This window comes from Vibrio sp. J2-3(2022) (assembly GCF_021725735.1).
Lineage (GTDB): Bacteria > Pseudomonadota > Gammaproteobacteria > Enterobacterales > Vibrionaceae > Vibrio > Vibrio diabolicus.
On the sequence record NZ_JAKKCK010000003.1, the window covers coordinates 74466 to 94845 of the forward strand.

Sequence of the window (20380 nt, forward strand, 5' to 3'; positions counted from 1 at the left end):
TTTCTTTCGCTCAGCAGCCTGCCCCAACATGTGTCGTGTCGGTAATAATAATGGTCGTGGTCATTACTACTAGGCTGTTAGATGGCATAAATAAATATTCAACGTTAATTGTGTTTGCTTAACCCTACGTTTACCGAGTTTCCGATTCATAGTCAACAAAAAATTGTTTGTTTTTCAGTCTTACAGCGATTTCTGCTAAGCAATCTTATTGATATTTAAAGCTAATTGGATGTTATTGCTCGTTAGGAAATCTGTCGCTTATTTTTGTAGGGGGCTCATCCCATCGTCATCAGTCTCACTTTTTACTCCATAACTAGTCTGATCTTCGTCATAAAGCGTAAGATCAAATTATGAAAGGGAGTTGTTGACACTTAACAACAACTTAACTGTGACCTATGTTCACAGGATCGAATTATTTAGAAAATAGGTGAGCTAGCTTTCATATTCTATGCTTTAATAGTGAGAAGCTTTGGGCACATACTAATAAAAAAGTTGACACAAGGAGTGGTGAGCATGAAAAGAGGGCTTTTTCTGTTGCTGTTTTTTGTGCCTGGCGTTTGTCTAGCGAACGAGCTTCCGCCTCTTCCAGGCAAAACATCCCCTTCTCCTCATAAACTGTTTATTTCCAGCGACAGCTATCAATCTGACAGTTTCGATGTTTGGAATATCGACACGGGTTATGCGTACGAACTCTTTGACTCCGTAGACGTTTACGTCGGTGCACGAGTCAACAACTCTCCAACCCAAAACCAAAGCGGTTTTTTGAGTGGGATCAGCTATCACTTCAATGATCGTGTCACACTAAAAAGTACGGTTCGCTCTTACAAGAATGAGACTGCGGAAGGTATTCGACAAGAAGACAGCAGCCTCGCAGCTGAAGTCTCAAGTCGCGTAAAAATCACCGATAAACTGGATTTTCACGCGACTCTTGATTACCAAGATTGGCAACAAGGTATTGAGGTAGGTTTAGGCTTTCGTTTTTAGAAATCTAATTTTTGCTTTGAAATCAACACACCATTCCAATCAGCGTACACATAATGCTTCGGCTGCACGATTTGGTTTTGCATCGTTAAGGTCACATTGACCTCTCCCATACCTCGCTTCTCTGTCTTAAACGGATTGGTACCAAGTGCTTGCACACCAATGTCCATCTGAGATATTTGTGCTACGTCGCGTATTGCACCATAGACAATAATGCCTTCCCACCCATTTTCTATTCCGAGTATTGCTAATTGATCGCCAAGCAATGCTTTCTGACACGAACCATGTCCGTCAACAATCAATACTTTCCCCGTCCCATCTTCGCCCAGTACTTCACGTACTTTTGAGTTGTCGTGATAGCAACGCACTGTGACAATTTCTCCGTAAAAAGCGGTGCGTTGACCAAAGTTCTGCAGTGGCAAAGTAAGCAGGGTAACTTGGTCTTCAAATTGGTCACAAATATCGGGTGTAATGTCTCTCATATTTCCTCCGTGAATTTTCTCACCCAAGCAGTGCTTCGGTGAGTAGTATCCTTTCCTATACGAGTCGAGGCTTAAGGGAGCCTAACTTATGCAACACTTTCGGCTGTGAGCACGCAATAAGGTAAAGTTGATCATCAATGACGTAGTAAATCGCGTTTTGTTGAAAGTCATTCGCCAATGCGACCGCCGCCTCTGGTGATAACTCGACGGCAAAGCTTTCCTCATACCATGTAAAAGAGCTGTCACCTACTGTGATAGGCGCGTAATTAACGTGCTGTAGTAGCGTTTCTAATGCTTGATTGCTTATGCAGTTCTCTTCTTTGGACCGCAAATTACTGTATGGGTTCCAAGCGGTTATCACAGCGTAGTTTGAAACGCACCACTCGGCCTCGAATCTGAAAAAAGATTCTGAATAAGCATTCCATAACGATGCGTCTATGTTCGTATTACTTTTTTCTATCATAAGTCTTAAACGATTAATAACAGTTACATTTCATCAATTGATATAAATCAACAAACTGAATGGAATTAACATTTGAGCATTGTTAGCATGCTGTTAACAATATAAAATCCGCTCCATATCTTAGGGTGTTTACGTTTCAGGCCCCACAGAAAGCAGGAAATGAAAGGTAAACAAGCCCTTTAGAATAAACGTCGCCATTGGATACTGGTGAGTTGGCAAAATTCCATGGAGGGCGGATAACTGAAAGAAGTGTTTTTTTGATCAACTTGATTTATTATCAAAATCACATTACCTGTATGTTATATTTTTGCCTAGAATTTATTCTATTAGCACAATTTTGTCACAAATTTAGGTACCGCCAATGCAAACCCCGCAGATTCTTATCGTTGAAGATGAGCAAGTAACTCGTAACACTCTTAAGAGTATTTTTGAAGCAGAGGGATACGCTGTTTTTGAAGCCAGTGACGGTGAAGAGATGCACCAAGTGTTGTCTGACAACTCAGTCAACTTGGTTATTATGGACATTAATCTTCCAGGCAAGAATGGCCTTCTGTTAGCGCGTGAACTACGCGAACAAGCGAACATTGCTTTAATGTTCCTGACAGGCCGTGACAATGAAGTGGACAAGATCCTAGGTCTTGAGATTGGTGCAGATGACTACATCACTAAACCATTCAACCCACGTGAACTGACTATTCGTGCTCGCAACCTACTTAGCCGCTCAATGAGCTCTAACGCGGTGCAAGAAGAGAAACGCTCAGTAGAAAAGTATGAATTCAATGGTTGGGTACTGGACATCAACAGTCGCTCTCTAGTAAGCCCTGCTGGTGATAGCTACAAGCTCCCTCGCTCTGAGTTCCGAGCTCTACTGCACTTCTGTGAGAACCCAGGTAAGATTCAAACTCGTGCCGATCTTCTTAAGAAGATGACTGGCCGTGAACTTAAGCCGCATGACCGTACTGTAGACGTAACGATTCGTCGCATTCGTAAACACTTTGAGTCTGTTTCAGGTACTCCTGAAATCATCGCGACTATCCACGGCGAAGGTTACCGCTTCTGTGGCGATCTAGAAGACTAATTGAATCGCTAATACGCAAAGGGCTTGCTCATTGAGCAAGCCCTTTTATTTTGGGTTTAGCAATTAGCGGATAATCACTGAATCTAATAAACCTTGTTAATCTTCACGTACTTTTCCACTAACCAGCGCTGTTTACCTGCGTCGTCTAAAAGTACCGCGATATCAACCGATTTTTCTGTGTCCGCGTCTACCTGAGACGTGAAGGCTACTTCCCATTGGCTCTCACTATGAGTTCGAGTTTCTAAAGAGTCTTCATCCACCCACCACTCTTTTTCCCCTTGCTTGATGATAAGCGCTTCGGCAGTCAGGTTGGCTGGGAGTAACTGGTCTCCTTCAAGGTAAAGTGATCCTTGAATGCTTTGCTCTTGTACTTCCCCAACAGTCGGCATCAGGTTCACCCATAAGTTACTTTTGAGCTCGACATTCACCTGGTTAATCGTAATCTGACTGTTTTGTTGCCAGTTCACACTTGGAACGGAACTGCAGCCTGCCATAAATGCTATAACCAACGCCAACGGTGCGATTTTTTTCATGTTATTTCCTTTGTTCCAACCAACTTTTGAGGACTTGAATATCGTTTTGGTATTCATTTTTGATCTCTTCAACCCAGTCTGAAATGTTTTCCCACCATGCTGGCATATCGGGAGATTGCGCTTTCTGCGCCACACTTTGGATACGTTTGAGGCCAATCGAACCTGCAGCGCCTTTAATTTTATGCGCTTCAGAAACAATCCCATCTTGATCTTTTGCCGTCATGTTTGAGTCTAAGACATCAATATAGTCTGGCATCATGTCTTCAAACATTTTTATGCTGTCGTAGACCGGCTTGGCACCAACAATGTCGACGTAAGACTCTAACATATCCATATCGAGCAAGTGTGTCTCAATCACAGGAGAAGGGGTCGGCTCTTCCACTGTTTCTGGAACGCTCTCAGGTTGCTCTTGCGGCTCTACCTGATGCGCGAAGAATTTATCAATTACAGACTGAATGGCATTCACAGCAAGCGGTTTACTGATGGCATCATCCATACCGTTATCTAAGTATTCACGACGATCTTTCATCACATTAGCTGTTAGGGCGACCAATGGAGGCAGATTGTTATAATGCTCGCGATAATAATTTGCGACATCAAACCCCGTCATATCAGGCAGCTGAATATCCAACAACGCCAAGTCATATTTTTCTGGCACAAAGTTCACGAGCGCTTCTTGTCCCGTCATCGCCACGGTAACGGAGTGTCCTAAGCTCTCAAGCAACGATTTGGCCACGGTGACGTTAAGCTCAATGTCTTCAACCATAAAGATGTTGAGATGCACATTATCGCGTTTTGCATCAATGACAGGTTCTTCGAGTTCCACAATAGGAACGTGAATCGATACGGTAAAAGTACTACCAAAACCTTCTTCACTGGTAACCGTAATGTCACCATCCATCATATTGATCAGCTGTTTTGACACCGCCAAGCCTATACCAGTCCCGACAGCATGCAGGTTGTCTTTACCTGATTTCACTTGGTAATACATGGCGAAGATTTTATCGAGCTCATCTTCCGGTATACCAATACCTGTGTCTTCCACTTCCATAATAATGGTGGCAAAATCGTCTTCTACATCCGCGCTCACCGTCATCACAACGCCACCTTCTTTGGTAAACTTCATTGCGTTGCTGACCAAGTTCCAAATTACCTGACGCAAACGGGTCGCATCCACTTCAATTGCTTTTGGTAAATCACTCAAACGTTCTAAGTCAAAGCGCAGCCCTTTTTGCTCCGCCATCAAAGCTGAGATGCTTTCAATCTCAGCGACGAAGTCTTCGAAGTTAAGTGGCGCAGGTAATAGTTCTAGCTTGCGGCGATCAAACTTATCCATATCGATAATATCGTTGAAGATGTTACCTAGCGTAATCGCACTCACATTGATGGTCTGCATGTGTTTGCGCTGCTCTTCTGTCAATGGACTATCGAGAAGCATACGACTTAAGCCCACAATGCCATTTAGTGGCGTTCGCAGTTCATGACTGATGGTTGAGATGAAAGTAGTTTTATCACGGCTTGCTTTCTCTAACGACTCTTCATGACGTTTACGTTCAGTGATATCACGGCCAAAACCTACCAAGCCAAGGTGACGACCATCTTTGCTGTAAAACGGCACTTTACGCAGTTCAAAGTAATGTTTGCGTCCATCAGGATACTCTAGCCACTGCTCGTAAGTGATGGCTTGATTATCGGCGAAGACCTTTTGGTCAGTATCAACGATGTGCTCAGCGATTTCTTTGCTATAAACATCCCAAGGGCTTAATCCGACTAACTGGTGCTCTTTCTTGCCCGTTAGCTCTTCCATTGCCCGGTTACAACCGGAGAACACACCATCGGCATTGCGGTAGTAAATTAAGTCTGGCGAGGCATCAATAAATGAACGCAGTAGTGCAGTGCGTTCTGCAAGCTCTAACTGAGTACGCTCTCGTTGGAACACCTCGTTTTCGAGATCTTGCATCGCCTCTTCACGAGCTTCTTCTGCTTTAATGCGCTCTTCAATTTCTTGGTTGAGCTTTTCGATGTTTTGTTGCAGTTGATAATTCAGTTCTTGGTCTCGCGAGCGCATGTCTTTCAGTTTGGACACCAACTTGGTTAAACGCTGGCGAGACTCTTCTAGCTGATCAACAACAACAGAAAGAAAATAAACCGCCCAAGGTGTAATCAAGAGACCAAAAAACACCGAACGGACAATGTCGATATCGTCGACTCGCCCCTTGAGAGCTAAAGTAATCCCCACCTGCACCACAACGGCTAATGCCACCAGCGCAAGGGCCAGCAAAATCGAGAAACGAACAATCCCCAGTTTGACTAGCAAGTCGACATAATACTGGGCGAGATTTTTCATGGGTTTCATTAACTACTCCATGGTGCTGGCTAGATGTTGCCCTCAATGATAAAAAACGAGCAGACATATTCGGCCTAACGCAATTTAGGTCTGTGTGATTAGTGAAAAATACGTAGTGCGAACTGCGCTTGCTAAACAAGATAAAAAGATAAGTTAACCAACGAACGCACAGGCTTCGGTAAGTTTAACGTGTTTAATACGGCGATTTAAACAATCAGCTATCAACTTAGAGCAAGCGGTCACAAAGCGTTAGCAAGAACTGGGGTGAATACAGGTGCGATTACGTCCATCCGCTTTGGCTTGGTATAGCGCACTGTCAGCCATGGCAATACCCATTTCCGGTTCATCACCATGTTGAGGAATATAAGAGACAAGACCGATACTGACCGTGAGACGTTCCGAAGCTTCTGAGCTGTCGTGCTCCATATCGAGTTGTCGAATTTGTTCATGAATACGCTGCGCTACATTGCTCGCGCCTTCCGTTGTGGTATTCGGCAGGATAAAACCAAACTCCTCACCACCATAACGCGCAACACAATCCGAAGAGCGATTGATGACTTTTGTGAATACGGTAGCAACACTGACCAATGCTTCATCACCTTGCTGATGGCCGTAACAATCGTTGTAATCTTTGAAAAAGTCGATGTCACACAACATGATAGTGAGCGGCAGCTTTTCGCGGGCATGGTGGTACCATAGTACCTGCAGTTGTTCATCGAAGCGGCGTCGGTTCGATACCTGAGTTAAGCTATCCATAAAGCTCAACTTTTCTAACTCTAAATTGGCTCTCTCCAACTTTTGTTCGGCAAGGTAACGTTCAGAAATATCACGCGCCATGATCAACACACCATTCGTTCCTGAAGCTTTATCTTTAAAAGGCGATTTCACCACATCAAACCACGTACTTTTGCCATCACTGCTAACGACTTTATCTATGTATCGGACAGGCTCTGACTGACGCAATGCATCCAAATCACTAGCGGCTAAGCGAGCGTACATCTCTTCAGGAATGACATCTTGAAGGCGCTTACCGATCAAATCAGACACGTCTGAAATACCTAATGCATTAACGAACGGTTTATTACACGCTTGATAGACCATATTCTCATTGAAGATACCGATAGAGTCAGGGCTAGCGTCAAGAATAGTTTGTAAGATAGTATCCCTTTGCGCCAACGCAACTTCTGTATCTTTACGCCGCTCCATTTCATCTCTCAGGTTTTGCTGCATTTTGTGCCACTCGGTCACATCATGACTAATGGATAATGTACCGATCAGCTCACCACTCGGTGACACAAGGGAGTTTTGATTCACTTCCAATAAGCAACTGCGACCTTGTGGATCCGTCGTCCACTTGCGCTCACTCTTTCTGGTAGCCTCACCCATGGAAGCCTTTGATGCGCAGGCTTCTTCCCTTCGCCCTTCCCAAAATTGATCAAATGCTCGGTTCGTCGTTAATAAATTCCCTTGGCGATCTTGGGTACAGATTAACTCAGAGAGTGAGTCTAGTGCCGAACGGGCGATCGTTAATTGCGCAAGCTCTTGTTGCTGCTCTTGATGAGTGGATTGATATGGCTGCGCGTAGATGATCCAAACACGGTGATTGCGCAGCAAACTCTTTCTTCCTGACAACTCCACCTTGATAGATTCGCTTTCAGATAAGCGCCAATCAAATACCTGCTGGCTAAAATGACGACTAGAGACACTGTCGAGAAACGACTCAAGCTCACGAATATCGAATAAAGCGGGATACAAATATCCCGTGCCTAGAGAGCGAATACCTAATAACTGCATCGCAGCTTGGTTAGATAACAAGATCTGAGCATGGCCAGTATCCAGCACTATGACTGGATAGGGTGAATCCGTTACGAGTTGCTTAAGTGATGTTTGAAAGTGCAAATAGATCAGTGCTAACGCGCACACGCTAGCAATTAATAACAAGACGACATAGCCATAACCGCCTTGACCATCCCAAAGCCAATTGAGTAACTGATCCATCGTTTAAACCTTTAAAGAAAACTGGTTAAAATATATCAGTTATTTATTGAGCGATCTGCTATTAATTCCGGTTTAGTATAGATAAAAGCGTTTCCCGTTAGGCTTCCTTGAGCACCATGTTCACTGAGGGCTCGACCAATTTCAGTCATCGCCAGCCAGCGATTTTCACACCACAGTGGCGATAATAAGGTAGGTCTACGAGCTGCTGATGAAACGCGATGGTAAATCACGTCCGGTGGCGTCATACGAATCATCTCACTGGCAATTGCGACATATTCTTCTAGCTCTGGCGCCTCTAATCGTCCTGCACGCCACGCTTTCGCCATGGTGCTGCCTTCCACAATATGCAAGCCATGTAACTTAATGCCATCCGTGCCCACGGCTAACACTTTTTGCAGCGTCTCAATATTATCGTCGCGGCTTTCTTTCGGTAATCCAACAATTAAATGAGTACAGACTTTAATACCTAGCGCACGCGCACGCTTGGTGATCTCGGCATAACATTCGAAATCATGACCGCGATTGATGCGCTTAAGGGTGTCGTTATTAGCGGTTTGAAGCCCTAACTCTAGCCAAATTTCATAACCTTGCTGTACATAGTCAGACAGCAAATCTAATACGGCATCAGGCACGCAATCTGGACGAGTCCCGACACACAATCCCACAATATCAGCCGCTTTTAGTGCTTCTTCATACATATTTTTCAGCACTTGCACTTCCGCATAAGTACTGGTGTAAGCCTGAAAATAAGCGAGATACTTCTTCGCTCGATGAATTTCGCCCGCACGATCTTTCAACTGATCGTGAATACTCTTTATCTGTACTTCTTCATCCGCAAACGAAGCCACATTACAAAAAGTACATCCTCCCCGACCAATCGTGCCATCTCGGTTAGGGCAACTAAATCCACCGTGCAACGTTAGTTTATGGACTTTTTCACCGTATCGACGCTGAAGATCTTGGCCGACTGTATTGACCAACTCATGTAACTGCATAAATTCTCACCAACAATGAACCGTAATCAATCTCACTACGATCTGTGTAAATAAATTACATCCCTGCAAGAAAAAACACACAATACTAGTCAATTCAAACAAACATCATACGGCTCAAAATCAATAAACCTGCATAAATACAGATAAAAAACGTTCATGTTGCGTAAATGTTAAACTAAAAATGCATAATTAAACGAAAAAATTGGGTCACAACGTCGACTTTTTCATTGCATTCTGAAGTGACAAAATTGTAGGATACTTACACAACCCCGTTATTTTTGTGACTTTTATTACAAAGTACACTGCGGGATTTGTCGGTGTTATCCCACTCCTACCTATATAAATCACTAAATAGTGGCAATAAATAAAGGGATACCACCAAGGATTGTTTTTCTCGCAAAACTTTTCCTGCGAGATACGGAAAGGAATCAAGATCGGTCAACCTAGATCGGTGGCGATAATAAATATAAAGGACAAGACGTAATCAATGGTCTAGGTGGCATTTGCCTGCCTGGTGCTTTTGCGTCGACATTGAACTGGAAGGATGTATCTATGGTAGATAGAGAGCAAAATCCACAGGGTCTATATACTCCTGAATTGGAGCATGACGCGTGTGGTATCGGTTTTGTTGCTCACCTTAAAAACCGTAAATCTCATGAAGTAGTGACTCAAGCATTGGATATGCTAGCTCGCATGGAGCACCGTGGTGGTCAAGGTTGTGATCCATGCAGCGGTGATGGTGCGGGTATCTTGCTACAAAAACCTCATGAATTCCTATTAGAAGAGGCCGTTAAGCTCGGCATTAAACTACCTTCATTTGAAAAGTATGGTGTGGGTGTCGTACTTTTCCCGAAAGACGAATACAAACGCGAGCAATGCCGTGACATTCTAGAACGCAACGCTCAGCGTCTAGACCTTGAAGTTATTGGCTACCGCGTATTGCCAACCGATAACTCAATGATCGGTGCCGACCCGCTAAGCACAGAGCCTCAGTTTGAGCATGTGTTTATCTCTGGTGGTCCAGGTATTACACCTGAAGAGCTAGAGCGCAAACTGTACGTACTTCGTAACTACACTGTACGTGTTTGCCTAGAAAGCGTTTCGAACATTGGTGATGACTTCTATATTAACTCTATGTCTTACAAGACATTGGTGTACAAAGGTCAGTTAACGACCGAGCAAGTACCTCAGTACTTCCTTGATCTGCAAAACCCGACCATGGTGACCGCACTGGCACTAGTACACTCTCGCTTCTCTACCAACACCTTCCCGAAATGGCGTCTTGCACAACCTTTCCGTTACATTGCCCACAACGGTGAAATCAATACAGTTCGAGGTAACTTGAACTGGATGAAAGCCCGTGAGGCGATCATTGAATCCGATCTATTTACCCAAGCTGAAATCGACATGCTGCTTCCTATTTGTCAGGAAGGCAGTTCGGATTCATCTAACTTTGACATGGCTCTTGAGCTCCTAGTTCTTTCTGGTCGCAGCCTGCCGCACGCATTGATGATGATGATCCCGGAAGCATGGCAAGAAAACAAAAACATGGATCCTAAGCGTCGTGCGTTCTATCAATACCACGCGAACATCATGGAACCATGGGATGGTCCGGCTTCAGTATGTTTTACTGATGGTGTTCAAGTTGGTGCGACACTCGACCGTAACGGTCTGCGCCCTTCTCGCTACACAGTGACCAAAGATAACTTCCTAGTAATGGCATCAGAATCTGGTGTTGTGGATATTGAGCCAGAGAACGTTGAGTTCCGCGGTCGTCTACAACCAGGTCGCATCTTCGTTGCAGACTTAGAGCAAGGTCGCATCATCTCTGATGAAGAAGTGAAAGACACCATCGCAACAGCGCAGCCTTACGAAAAGTGGGTAGAAGAAAACCTACTGAGCTTGAAGAAGCTGCCAGATGCGAGCAACCAGTTCAGCCAACCTAAGCCAGAACATCTTCTACACCGCCAACAAGCGTTTGGCGTAAGTACTGAAGAAGTGAACGAAATCATCGTTCCAATGGCGAATGACGCAAAAGAACCATTGTCAGCAATGGGTGCCGACTGGCCTCTTGCTGTTCTATCTCATCAGTCTCAACATCTTTCAAACTACTTCAAGCAGCTGTTCGCACAGGTAACTAACCCACCGATTGACCCGATCCGTGAGCGTATGGTGATGTCGCTGAACACTTACTTGGGTAAAGACCAAAACCTTCTGACTGAAACACCACTTCACTGTCAGAAAGTCGAATTGGAATCGCCTGTTCTGGCGAACTCTGAGCTTGAGAAACTGCGTGCGATCGATAACGAGCATCTTCAGGCGAAAACGCTAGATATCGTATTCCAAGCCAGTGAAGACCAAGGCAAGCTTGAGCGCGCACTAAAACGTATCTGCCAATACGCAGAAGACGCGGTTATTGATGGTTACTCAATCATCCTGCTAACTGACCGCGCAGTGAACTCAAACCACGCCGCTATCCCAGCCATGCTGGCAGTTGGTGCAGTGCATCACCACTTGATCCGCAAAGGTCTACGTGCGAAGTGTGACATTGTGGTTGAAACCGGTGACGCGCGTGAAACGCACCACTTTGCAACGCTAATTGGTTACGGTGCCAACGCCGTTAACCCATACCTAGTGATTGAAACCATCATTGAGCTTCAGCGTACGAAGAAGCTGGACCCAGAAGCGAACCCTCGCGATCTGTTCAACAACTACCGTAAAGCGATCAATGGCGGTCTTCTGAAGATCTTCTCGAAGATGGGTATCTCAACCCTGCAGTCGTACCACGGTGCGCAAATCTTCGAAGCCTTAGGTATTCATAAGTCAGTGGTAGACAAGTACTTCACAGGTACAGTTTCTCGTATCCAAGGTCTCACCCTTGACGATATTGCTAAAGAAGTGCTCGTTCGTCACCGCATCGGTTACCCACAACGCGAAATCCCAATTCAAATGCTGGATGTGGGTGGTGTTTACCAATGGAAACAGCGTGGTGAGAAGCACCTATTCAACCCAGAAACCATCTCGCTACTGCAAGAGTCTACGCGCAACAAGAACTACGATCAGTTCAAGCAGTACGCGACAGCAGTCGATAAACAAGGTGACAACGCGGTAACTCTGCGTAGCCAGCTAGAATTCATTAAGAACCCAGCTGGTTCTATCTCTATCGACGACGTCGAGCCAATTGAAAGCATCGTGAAACGCTTCGCGACAGGTGCAATGTCATTCGGTTCTATTTCTTACGAAGCACACTCCACATTGGCTGTTGCGATGAACCGCCTTGGCGCAAAATCGAACTCTGGTGAAGGTGGTGAAGACCCAATGCGTTTCGAGCGCAAAGAGAACGGCGATTGGGAACGCTCTGCAATCAAACAGGTAGCTTCGGGCCGTTTCGGCGTAACCTCTTACTACCTAACCAACGCTGATGAGCTACAAATCAAGATGGCTCAAGGTGCGAAACCAGGTGAAGGTGGTCAGCTACCAGGCGATAAAGTAGATGACTGGATCGGTGCTACACGTCACTCAACTCCGGGCGTCGGTCTTATCTCGCCACCACCACACCACGATATCTACTCAATCGAAGATTTGGCTCAGCTTATCTACGATTTGAAGAACGCGAACCGCGAGGGTCGTGTAAACGTGAAGCTGGTATCGGAAGCTGGCGTAGGTACGATCGCTTCCGGTGTAGCGAAAGCGAAAGCGGACGTTGTACTAATCGCAGGTTTCGACGGTGGTACTGGTGCATCCCCAATGTCTTCAATCCGTCATACTGGTCTTCCTTGGGAACTTGGCTTGGCAGAAACGCACCAAACGCTACTGAAGAACGGTCTACGTAACCGTATCGTGGTTCAAGCGGATGGTCAGATGAAGACTCCTCGTGACCTTGCAGTCGCAACACTACTGGGTGCTGAAGAATGGGGCGTGGCAACCGCAGCCTTGGTGGTTGAAGGTTGTATCATGATGCGTAAGTGTCATAAGAACACCTGTCCTGTTGGTATCGCAACTCAGAACAAGACGCTTCGCGAGCGCTTTGATGGTCGCGTAGAAGACGTCGTAACCTTCTTCCAATACATGGCACAAGGTCTACGTGAAATCATGGCTGAACTTGGCTTCCGCACTATCGATGAGATGGTCGGTCAAGGTCAGAAGCTGAAGATTCGCCAAGACGTTTCTCACTGGAAATACAAGAACCTAGATCTGTCTCCTGTTCTACACGTTGAACAGCCACGTGAGTCAGACGGTATCCATAACCAAACGCAACAGAACCACAACCTGGAATCGGTACTAGACCGTAAGCTGATTCAAGCGGCGATTCCTGCTCTCGAGAAAGGCGAGGCGGTGAATGCCGAATTCCCTATCGTCAACACTGACCGTTCTGCGGGCACCATGCTGTCGAACGAAATCTCGAAAGTGTACAAAGATGCCGGCCTACCTCGACCAATGAACGTGAAGTTCAAAGGTTCAGCGGGTCAGTCATTCGGCGCATTCCTAGCTAAGGGCGTGAAGTTCGAAGTAGAAGGCGACGCGAACGACTACTGGGGTAAAGGCTTATCTGGCGGTACGTTAGTACTTTACCCAGATGCGAAATCAAGCATTGTCGCAGAAGATAACATCGTGGTTGGTAACGTGTGTTTCTACGGTGCCACTTCGGGTGAGTCTTTCATTCGCGGTATGGCTGGCGAACGTTTCTGTGTTCGTAACTCAGGCGCGAAAGTAGTAGTAGAAGGCGTCGGTGACCACGGTTGTGAATACATGACGGGCGGTGCAGCAATTATCCTTGGTTCAACAGGTCGTAACTTTGCCGCAGGTATGAGTGGCGGCGTGGCTTACGTATGGGATAAATCAGGCGACTTTGAGTCGAAACTGAACCCAGAGTTAGTAGACCTAGATCCAATCGAGCAAGAAGACAGAGATCTATTACTCGACATGCTAACTAAGCATGTTCAATTCACAGGAAGTGAAGTCGCTCAGTCTTTCCTAGACAACTTTGAAGCAAGCCTAGCCTCTATGGTTAAGGTAATGCCGCGTGACTATAAAGCGGTGCTTCAAAAGCGTAAAGCTGAAGCACAGTCTCAAGGAAACGAAACTCAAGTGGAGGCCGTATAATGGGTAAGCCTACTGGATTTTTAGAGCATGGTCGTGAACTACCACAGAAGATCGACCCAGCTGAACGCATCAAGAACAACAAAGAGTTCGTTCTGAACGAGGAGTTTGGTGACAAGATCAATACTCAAGCGTCTCGTTGTATGGATTGTGGTGTGCCGTTTTGTCATAACGGCTGCCCTATCGGTAACATCATCCCAGAGTTTAACGATGCGGTTTATCGTGATAGCTGGGAAGAAGCATGGAACATTCTAAGCTCAACCAATAACTTCCCAGAGTTTACTGGTCGTGTTTGCCCTGCTCCATGTGAAAGTGCTTGTGTACTTGGCATCAACCAAGACCCAATCACCATCTGTAACATCGAGAAAACCATCGTAGAAACGGCGTATCGTGAAGGGTACGCCAAGCCAAAAACGCCACGTTCTCGCACTGGTAAAACGATAGCGATCATTGGATCTGGACCAGCGGGTCTTGCGGCTGCTGAGCAGCTAAACAGCGCTGGTCATACTGTGACAGTATTCGAGCGAGACGAGAAGGTTGGTGGTCTGCTGCGTTTCGGTATTCCAGATTTTAAACTGAGCATGGAAGTCATTGATCGTAAGATCAATCTAATGGCAGAAGCTGGCGTTGAGTTTAAAGTAAACCAACACGTCGGTGTTGATGTAAATGCTCAGCAACTGCGTCAAGAGTTCGATGTGGTTCTACTGACGGGTGGCTCAACGGTTCCACGTGATTTGCCAGTTCCGGGTCGTGAGCTCAAAGGCGTTCACTTCGCAATGGAATTCCTAGGTCAAAACAACCGACGTGCAAATAACATGGACCTGAAAACGGAAGAGATTCACGCAAAAGGTAAACATGTGGTTGTCATTGGTGGTGGTGATACCGGTTCAGACTGTGTAGGTACGTCAAACCGTCACGGCGCAGCAAGCGTAACTCAAGTGGAAATCATGCCGATTCCACCAGAGAAGCGCCCAGCCAATATGCCTTGGCCTCAATACCCAATGATCCTACGTACTTCGACCTCTCATGAAGAAGGTGTCGATCGTCACTGGAACATCCTGACCAAAGAGTTCATCGGAAATGACAAAGGTGAAGTCACAGGCCTTCGTCTTGCTGATATCGTTTGGCAAGATGCAAAACCAGGCGAGCGCCCAAGTTTCAAAGAAGTAGAAGGCAGCGAGCGAGTGATCCCATGTGATATGGCATTCCTAGCAATGGGCTTCTTACACCCAGAACCTACAGGCGTGCTTGCTCAACTGGATATCGCGCTAGATGATCGCGGTAACGTAGCAACTCAAGGTTTTGCTACTAACCAAGAAGGCGTATTTGCTGCTGGTGATATGCGAACAGGCCAATCTTTGGTGGTTCGTTGTATCAACGAAGGTCGCGAATGTGCTCGTGCTATCGATGACTACCTAATGGATGGCACAAACCTAGAAGCAAAAGCAGATTCATTGATGCTTTCTGCTTAACGGAAGTATTCACGCTTCCCTCTTTCAATGCCATAAATAGCCATCAGCGATATCGATGGCTATTAGCAAAGAAAGAAAACAATTCCTTCCAATCTTTCTATTTTGACCAGCATTTTATGCTGGTCTTTTTTATTTCCCACAGAATCAAATGTTACTTTTTTGTAACAATCAATTTTCTATCTATTTGAAATCATTAAACTATTTTAGCTTATTAAATGGTAAATCGCATATTTACGTGATTATCCACTAATAACTTGACCTTTTTTACAATAAGCTATAGCTTGTGAAGTTGATGAAAATAAAACACTCAAAAAATGTTAAATATTTCACAGCTTTTATTGAATAAATATACATAAAACCATAAAAGATGACGCATATTCAGTCATAACTATCAACGTAAGCAGTGTTGATATATCTGTCGGGATGACGGATAAGCAAAGGGAGAATTGCAATGGCTCTTTATGATCCAAGTCTTGAGAAAGACAACTGTGGATTTGGCTTGATCGCGCATATGGAAGGCGAACAAAGCCACAAGCTGGTTCGTACAGCAATTTCTGCACTTGACCGAATGACCCACCGTGGTGGTATTGCCGCCGATGGTAAAACCGGTGATGGTTGTGGTCTTCTATTACAAAAGCCCGATTCCTATTTACGTCTTATTGCCGAAGAAAATGGTTTCAACCTTGGCAAGCAATACGCCGTAGGGATGATTTTCTTCAACCAAGATCCGGTCAAAGCTCAACTCGCTAAAGACATCGTCAACAGAGAACTTGCGCAAGAGACGCTAACAGTGGCCGGTTGGCGTGAAGTACCAACTAATTCAGAAGTACTCGGTCCAATTGCGGCTAACTCGCTTCCAAATATTCAGCAAGTCTTTATCTCTGCACCGGCTGGTTGGCGAGAGCGTGACATTGAACGTCGTCTCTACATCGCACGCCGTCGCATCGAGAAACAAATCACCGAAGATCCGGATTTCTACATCTGTAGCTTGTCGACTCAAGTTTTAGTGTACAAAGGCCTGTGCATGCCTGCGGATTTGCCTCGCTTTTATCTTGATCTTGCCGATCTACGGATGGAATCCGCTATCTGTCTGTTCCACCAGCGTTTTTCCACCAACACTCAACCGCGTTGGCCACTGGCTCAACCGTTCCGCTACCTTGCTCATAATGGTGAGATCAATACCATTGAAGGTAATCGACAATGGGCACGAGCTCGTGCTTACAAGTTCTCGTCACCACTGCTGCCCGATCTTCAAACTGCAGCACCATTTGTGAACGAGACAGGTTCAGACTCCTCCAGCTTAGATAATATGCTGGATCTCTTCTTAGCTGGCGGCATGGATATCTTCCGCGCCATGCGTATGCTTGTGCCGCCTGCATGGCAAAACCACCCAGATATGGATCCGGATCTACGGGCGTTTTACGATTTCAACTCCAAGCACATGGAACCATGGGATGGCCCAGCAGGTATCGTACTGTCCGATGGTCGTTATGCTGCTTGTAACCTAGACCGAAACGGTCTGCGTCCTGCGCGTTATGTAATTACCAAAGACAAGTTGATCACTCTGGCATCTGAGGTAGGGATTTGGAATTACGCCCCAGATGAAGTTGCCGAAAAAGGGCGTGTAGGTCCGGGGGAATTGCTTGTCATCGACACTCGTAAAGGTAAGCTTTGGCAGTCTAGCGAGATCGATAATGATCTGAAATCTCGTCACCCTTATCGCGAATGGATGGAAAACAACGTTCGCAAACTCACACCATTTTCTCAGCTACCTGAGGAGCAAGTAGGTGAGCGTAGCTTTGATGAAGACTTACTTAAGACTTATCAAAAGCAGTTTGCCATGAGCAATGAAGAAGTCGATCAAGTGCTGCGTGTCCTCGGTGATATGGGGCAAGAAGCCGTCGGTTCCATGGGGGACGATACTCCAATGGCAGTGCTCTCCTCAAAAGAGCGCTTGGTAACTGACTACTTCCGCCAGAAGTTCGCTCAGGTCACCAATCCACCGATCGATCCACTGCGTGAAAAACACGTGATGTCACTGGCGACCAGTATCGGTAAGGAAATGAATGTCTTCTGTGAAACCGATGGCCACGCGCATCGCGTAACATTTGATTCGCCTGTACTGCTTTATTCAGACATGCAGCAACTGCTCGAGCTTGGTGACGATCACTACCGTAATACCATTCTAGATATCAACTACGACCCACAAGAGAAAGATCTTAAACAAGCCATTAATGATCTCTGTGAGCAAGCAGAGCAAGTCGTACGTGAAGGCACGGTTTTAGTGGTACTTTCAGATCGCGCTTTGGTCAAAGGCAAGTTACCAATTCCAGCGGCAATGGCAGTCGGCGCCGTTCAAACTCGTTTGATTGATGCGAACTTACGTTGCGATGCCAACATTGTAGTCGAAACCGCAACTGCACGTGATCCACACCAATTTGCTGTCTTACTTGGCTTTGGTGCGACTGCAGTTTACCCATACCTTGCTTATGAAGCGTTAGGTAAACTGATTGATGATAAGGCACTAGAGAAAGACTATCGCGATGTGATGCAAAACTACCAATACGGCATCAACAAGGGCCTGTATAAAATCATGTCAAAAATGGGGATCTCAACCATCGCCTCCTACCGCTGCTCACAACTGTTTGAAGCAGTTGGCTTGAGCCAAGATGTGGTCGATCTGTGTTTTAAAGGCGTCACAACTCGAATTGAAGGCGCGAATTTTGACGACTTCCAGCAAGATCTTACAAACTTATCTCGTAAAGCATGGGCGAAACGCAAATCGATTGATCATGGCGGCTTGTTAAAGTATGTCCATGGAGGTGAGTATCATGCTTACAACCCGGATGTTGTCGGCACGCTGCAACAGGCCGTTAAATCTGGCGAAAGTAACGACTATCAGAGCTTTGCTAAGCAGGTAAACCAACGCCCTGTTGCCATGCTGCGTGACTTAATGTCGCTGAAAAAATCAGACTCACCGCTGCCACTTGAGCAAATAGAACCGAAAACCGAACTGTTCAAACGCTTCGACTCTGCGGCCATGTCCATTGGCGCACTTAGCCCTGAAGCGCATGAAGCACTCGCGACTGCGATGAACCGTCTTGGTGGCTATTCAAACTCCGGTGAAGGCGGTGAAGATCCTCGCCGTTTCGGCACTGAACGTAACTCGCGCATCAAGCAAATTGCTTCAGGCCGATTTGGTGTAACACCTCATTACCTGACGAATGCGGATGTACTACAAATCAAGGTAGCGCAAGGAGCTAAACCAGGTGAAGGTGGTCAGCTACCAGGACACAAAGTCACCGCTGAAATCGCAAAGCTGCGTTATTCGGTACAAGGCGTGACTCTGATCTCCCCTCCTCCGCACCACGATATCTATTCGATTGAAGATTTGGCCCAGTTGATCTTCGACCTTAAACAAGTCAACCCAAATGCGCTGGTTTCGGTGAAACTCGTCTCCGAGCCAGGTGTCGGCACCATCGCAACGGGCGTAGCCAAGGCTTACGCTGATCTTATTACCATTTCGGGTTACGACGGTGGTACTGCAGCAAGCCCATTAACTTCGGTAAAATACGCAGGTAGTCCATGGGAATTAGGTCTAGCAGAGACGCAACAAGCACTGGTTGCTAATGGTCTGCGTCATAAGATCCGCCTACAGGTAGACGGTGGTCTAAAGACTGGTCTAGACGTGGTTAAGGCCGCGATTCTTGGTGCGGAAAGCTTCGGATTTGGTACCGCGCCAATGGTTGCTATGGGTTGTAAGTTCCTGCGAATTTGTCACCTCAATAACTGTGCAACAGGGGTTGCGACTCAAGACGAAACGCTGCGTAAAGAGTACTTCAAAGGCTTACCTGAAATGGTGATGAACTACTTCACCGGACTGGCAGAAGAAGTGCGCGAGCTGCTTTCTGAGCTAGGCGTTGAAAAACTGACGGACTTGATTGGTCGTACCGATTTACTTGAAGCAGTAGAAGGCTTTACCGCGAAGCAAACCAAATTGGATCTATCCAACATTCTAGAAGCTCCCGTCTCGCCTGAAGGTCATCCGCTGTTTTGGACAGAGCCAAACAAACCGTTTGATAAAGCTGAGCTCAATCAAAAGATCATTGATGATGCCATGCATGCGGTAGAAAACAGCCAATCAGCAAGTTTCTTCTACAATGTCATCAACACTGATCGTTCTGTGGGTGCTCGCTTATCTGGCGAAATAGCGAAGCGCTATGGCAACCAAGGATTGGCGGCTTCCCCTATCAAAATCTATCTTGACGGCACTGCCGGCCAGTCGTTTGGCGTTTGGAATGCGGGAGGCGTAGAGCTTTACCTCACAGGTGATGCGAATGACTACGTAGGGAAAGGGATGGCAGGCGGCAAGATCGCCATTAAACCTCACTTAGGTACAGCGTTCAAGTGTCATGAAGCCACCATTATTGGTAACACGTGTTTGTACGGCGCAACGGGCGGTAAACTGTTCGCGGCAGGTAAAGCGGGTGAGCGTTTTGGGGTACGTAACTCAGGTACGATTGCCGTCATTGAAGGTGCGGGAGATAACGCTTGTGAGTACATGACAGGCGGTATTGTTGCCATTCTAGGTGCAACAGGCGTGAACTTTGGTGCAGGTATGACCGGAGGCTTTGCCTATGTTCTGGATGAAAACCAAAGCTTTGAAGGTCGAGTCAATACTGAATCTGTCGAAGCCATTTCATTGTCCGATCTATACATCCACCAAGAGCATTTGCGCGGCCTGATTGCGGAACACCTTGAAGAAACAGGGTCGAGCCACGCAGAAAATATTTTGGCGAACTTTGATGAATGGATTCCAAAGTTCTATTTGGTGAAACCACAAGCGGCAGATCTTCGCACGCTACTTGGTCACCAGAGCCGCAGTGCCGCTGAGCTGCGCGTTCAAGCCCAGTAATCATGGAGGATGTTTG

12 protein-coding genes and 1 other annotated feature (1 of these 13 running past the window's edge) are annotated in these 20380 nt (G+C 46.1%); of the genes, 5 read left to right on the forward strand and 7 right to left on the reverse strand.

What is annotated here, in order from left to right; translation table 11 throughout:
* Positions 1-75 (reverse strand) — a sequence feature (Thr leader region) (it extends 45 nt beyond the left edge of the window).
* On the reverse strand, positions 11-88 hold the full coding sequence (gene thrL, locus L3V27_RS12785; protein ID WP_074192076.1) for a thr operon leader peptide: 78 nt from the start codon (positions 86-88) through the stop codon (positions 11-13). (Overlaps the previous feature by 65 nt.)
* A gap of 425 nt (positions 89-513) precedes the next feature.
* Between thrL and L3V27_RS12790 the strand changes: the two genes are divergently transcribed.
* The gene (locus tag L3V27_RS12790; protein WP_046873974.1) at positions 514-984 is read left to right on the forward strand and encodes a hypothetical protein; all 471 of its coding nucleotides are present in this window, start codon (positions 514-516) and stop codon (positions 982-984) included.
* Here L3V27_RS12790 and L3V27_RS12795 read toward each other — a convergent pair.
* Both L3V27_RS12795 and L3V27_RS12800 read right to left on the reverse strand, forming a co-directional pair.
* Entirely contained in the window at positions 981-1463 is a 483-nt protein-coding gene (locus L3V27_RS12795) for a putative 4-hydroxy-4-methyl-2-oxoglutarate aldolase (RefSeq protein WP_005396309.1), read from the reverse strand. The genes L3V27_RS12790 and L3V27_RS12795 overlap by 4 nt on opposite strands.
* Before the next feature lie 55 nt (positions 1464-1518).
* The gene (locus L3V27_RS12800) at positions 1519-1926 is read right to left on the reverse strand and encodes a DUF3293 domain-containing protein (RefSeq protein WP_031780532.1); all 408 of its coding nucleotides are present in this window, start codon (positions 1924-1926) and stop codon (positions 1519-1521) included.
* A gap of 361 nt (positions 1927-2287) precedes the next feature.
* Here L3V27_RS12800 and arcA point away from each other — a divergent pair, with 361 nt between their 5' ends.
* The gene (arcA, locus tag L3V27_RS12805) at positions 2288-3004 is read left to right on the forward strand and encodes a two-component system response regulator ArcA (protein WP_005381824.1); all 717 of its coding nucleotides are present in this window, start codon (positions 2288-2290) and stop codon (positions 3002-3004) included.
* A gap of 83 nt (positions 3005-3087) precedes the next feature.
* Here arcA and L3V27_RS12810 read toward each other — a convergent pair whose 3' ends face one another.
* The 4 genes from L3V27_RS12810 to L3V27_RS12825 form a co-directional block, all read right to left on the reverse strand.
* Positions 3088-3537, reverse strand: a complete 450-nt coding sequence (locus L3V27_RS12810; protein WP_237311995.1) for a hypothetical protein — start codon at positions 3535-3537, stop codon at positions 3088-3090.
* A 1-nt stretch (position 3538) separates the two neighbouring features.
* Positions 3539-5893, reverse strand: a complete 2355-nt coding sequence (gene arcB / locus L3V27_RS12815) for an aerobic respiration two-component sensor histidine kinase ArcB (RefSeq protein WP_237311997.1) — start codon at positions 5891-5893, stop codon at positions 3539-3541.
* Between the two features lie 240 nt (positions 5894-6133).
* The gene (locus tag L3V27_RS12820; protein WP_085343974.1) at positions 6134-7882 is read right to left on the reverse strand and encodes a sensor domain-containing diguanylate cyclase; all 1749 of its coding nucleotides are present in this window, start codon (positions 7880-7882) and stop codon (positions 6134-6136) included.
* Positions 7883-7917: 35 nt separating this feature from the next.
* On the reverse strand, positions 7918-8877 hold the full coding sequence (locus L3V27_RS12825) for a TIGR01212 family radical SAM protein (RefSeq protein WP_237311999.1): 960 nt from the start codon (positions 8875-8877) through the stop codon (positions 7918-7920).
* A gap of 552 nt (positions 8878-9429) precedes the next feature.
* On the opposite strand from L3V27_RS12825, the gene gltB (L3V27_RS12830) reads away from it, so the two are divergent.
* From gltB (L3V27_RS12830) to gltB (L3V27_RS12840), 3 genes are all read left to right on the forward strand, one after another.
* A complete protein-coding gene (gene gltB, locus L3V27_RS12830) occupies positions 9430-13980 on the forward strand; it encodes a glutamate synthase large subunit (protein ID WP_237312001.1) in 4551 nt (1516 codons plus the stop codon).
* On the forward strand, positions 13980-15449 hold the full coding sequence (locus L3V27_RS12835) for a glutamate synthase subunit beta (protein WP_006742690.1): 1470 nt from the start codon (positions 13980-13982) through the stop codon (positions 15447-15449). The genes gltB (L3V27_RS12830) and L3V27_RS12835 overlap by 1 nt, the downstream gene beginning before the upstream one ends.
* A gap of 451 nt (positions 15450-15900) precedes the next feature.
* Positions 15901-20364: a glutamate synthase large subunit gene (gltB, locus tag L3V27_RS12840; protein ID WP_237312003.1), complete on the forward strand. Its 4464-nt coding sequence runs from the start codon at positions 15901-15903 to the stop codon at positions 20362-20364.
* Positions 20365-20380: the final 16 nt, after the last annotated feature.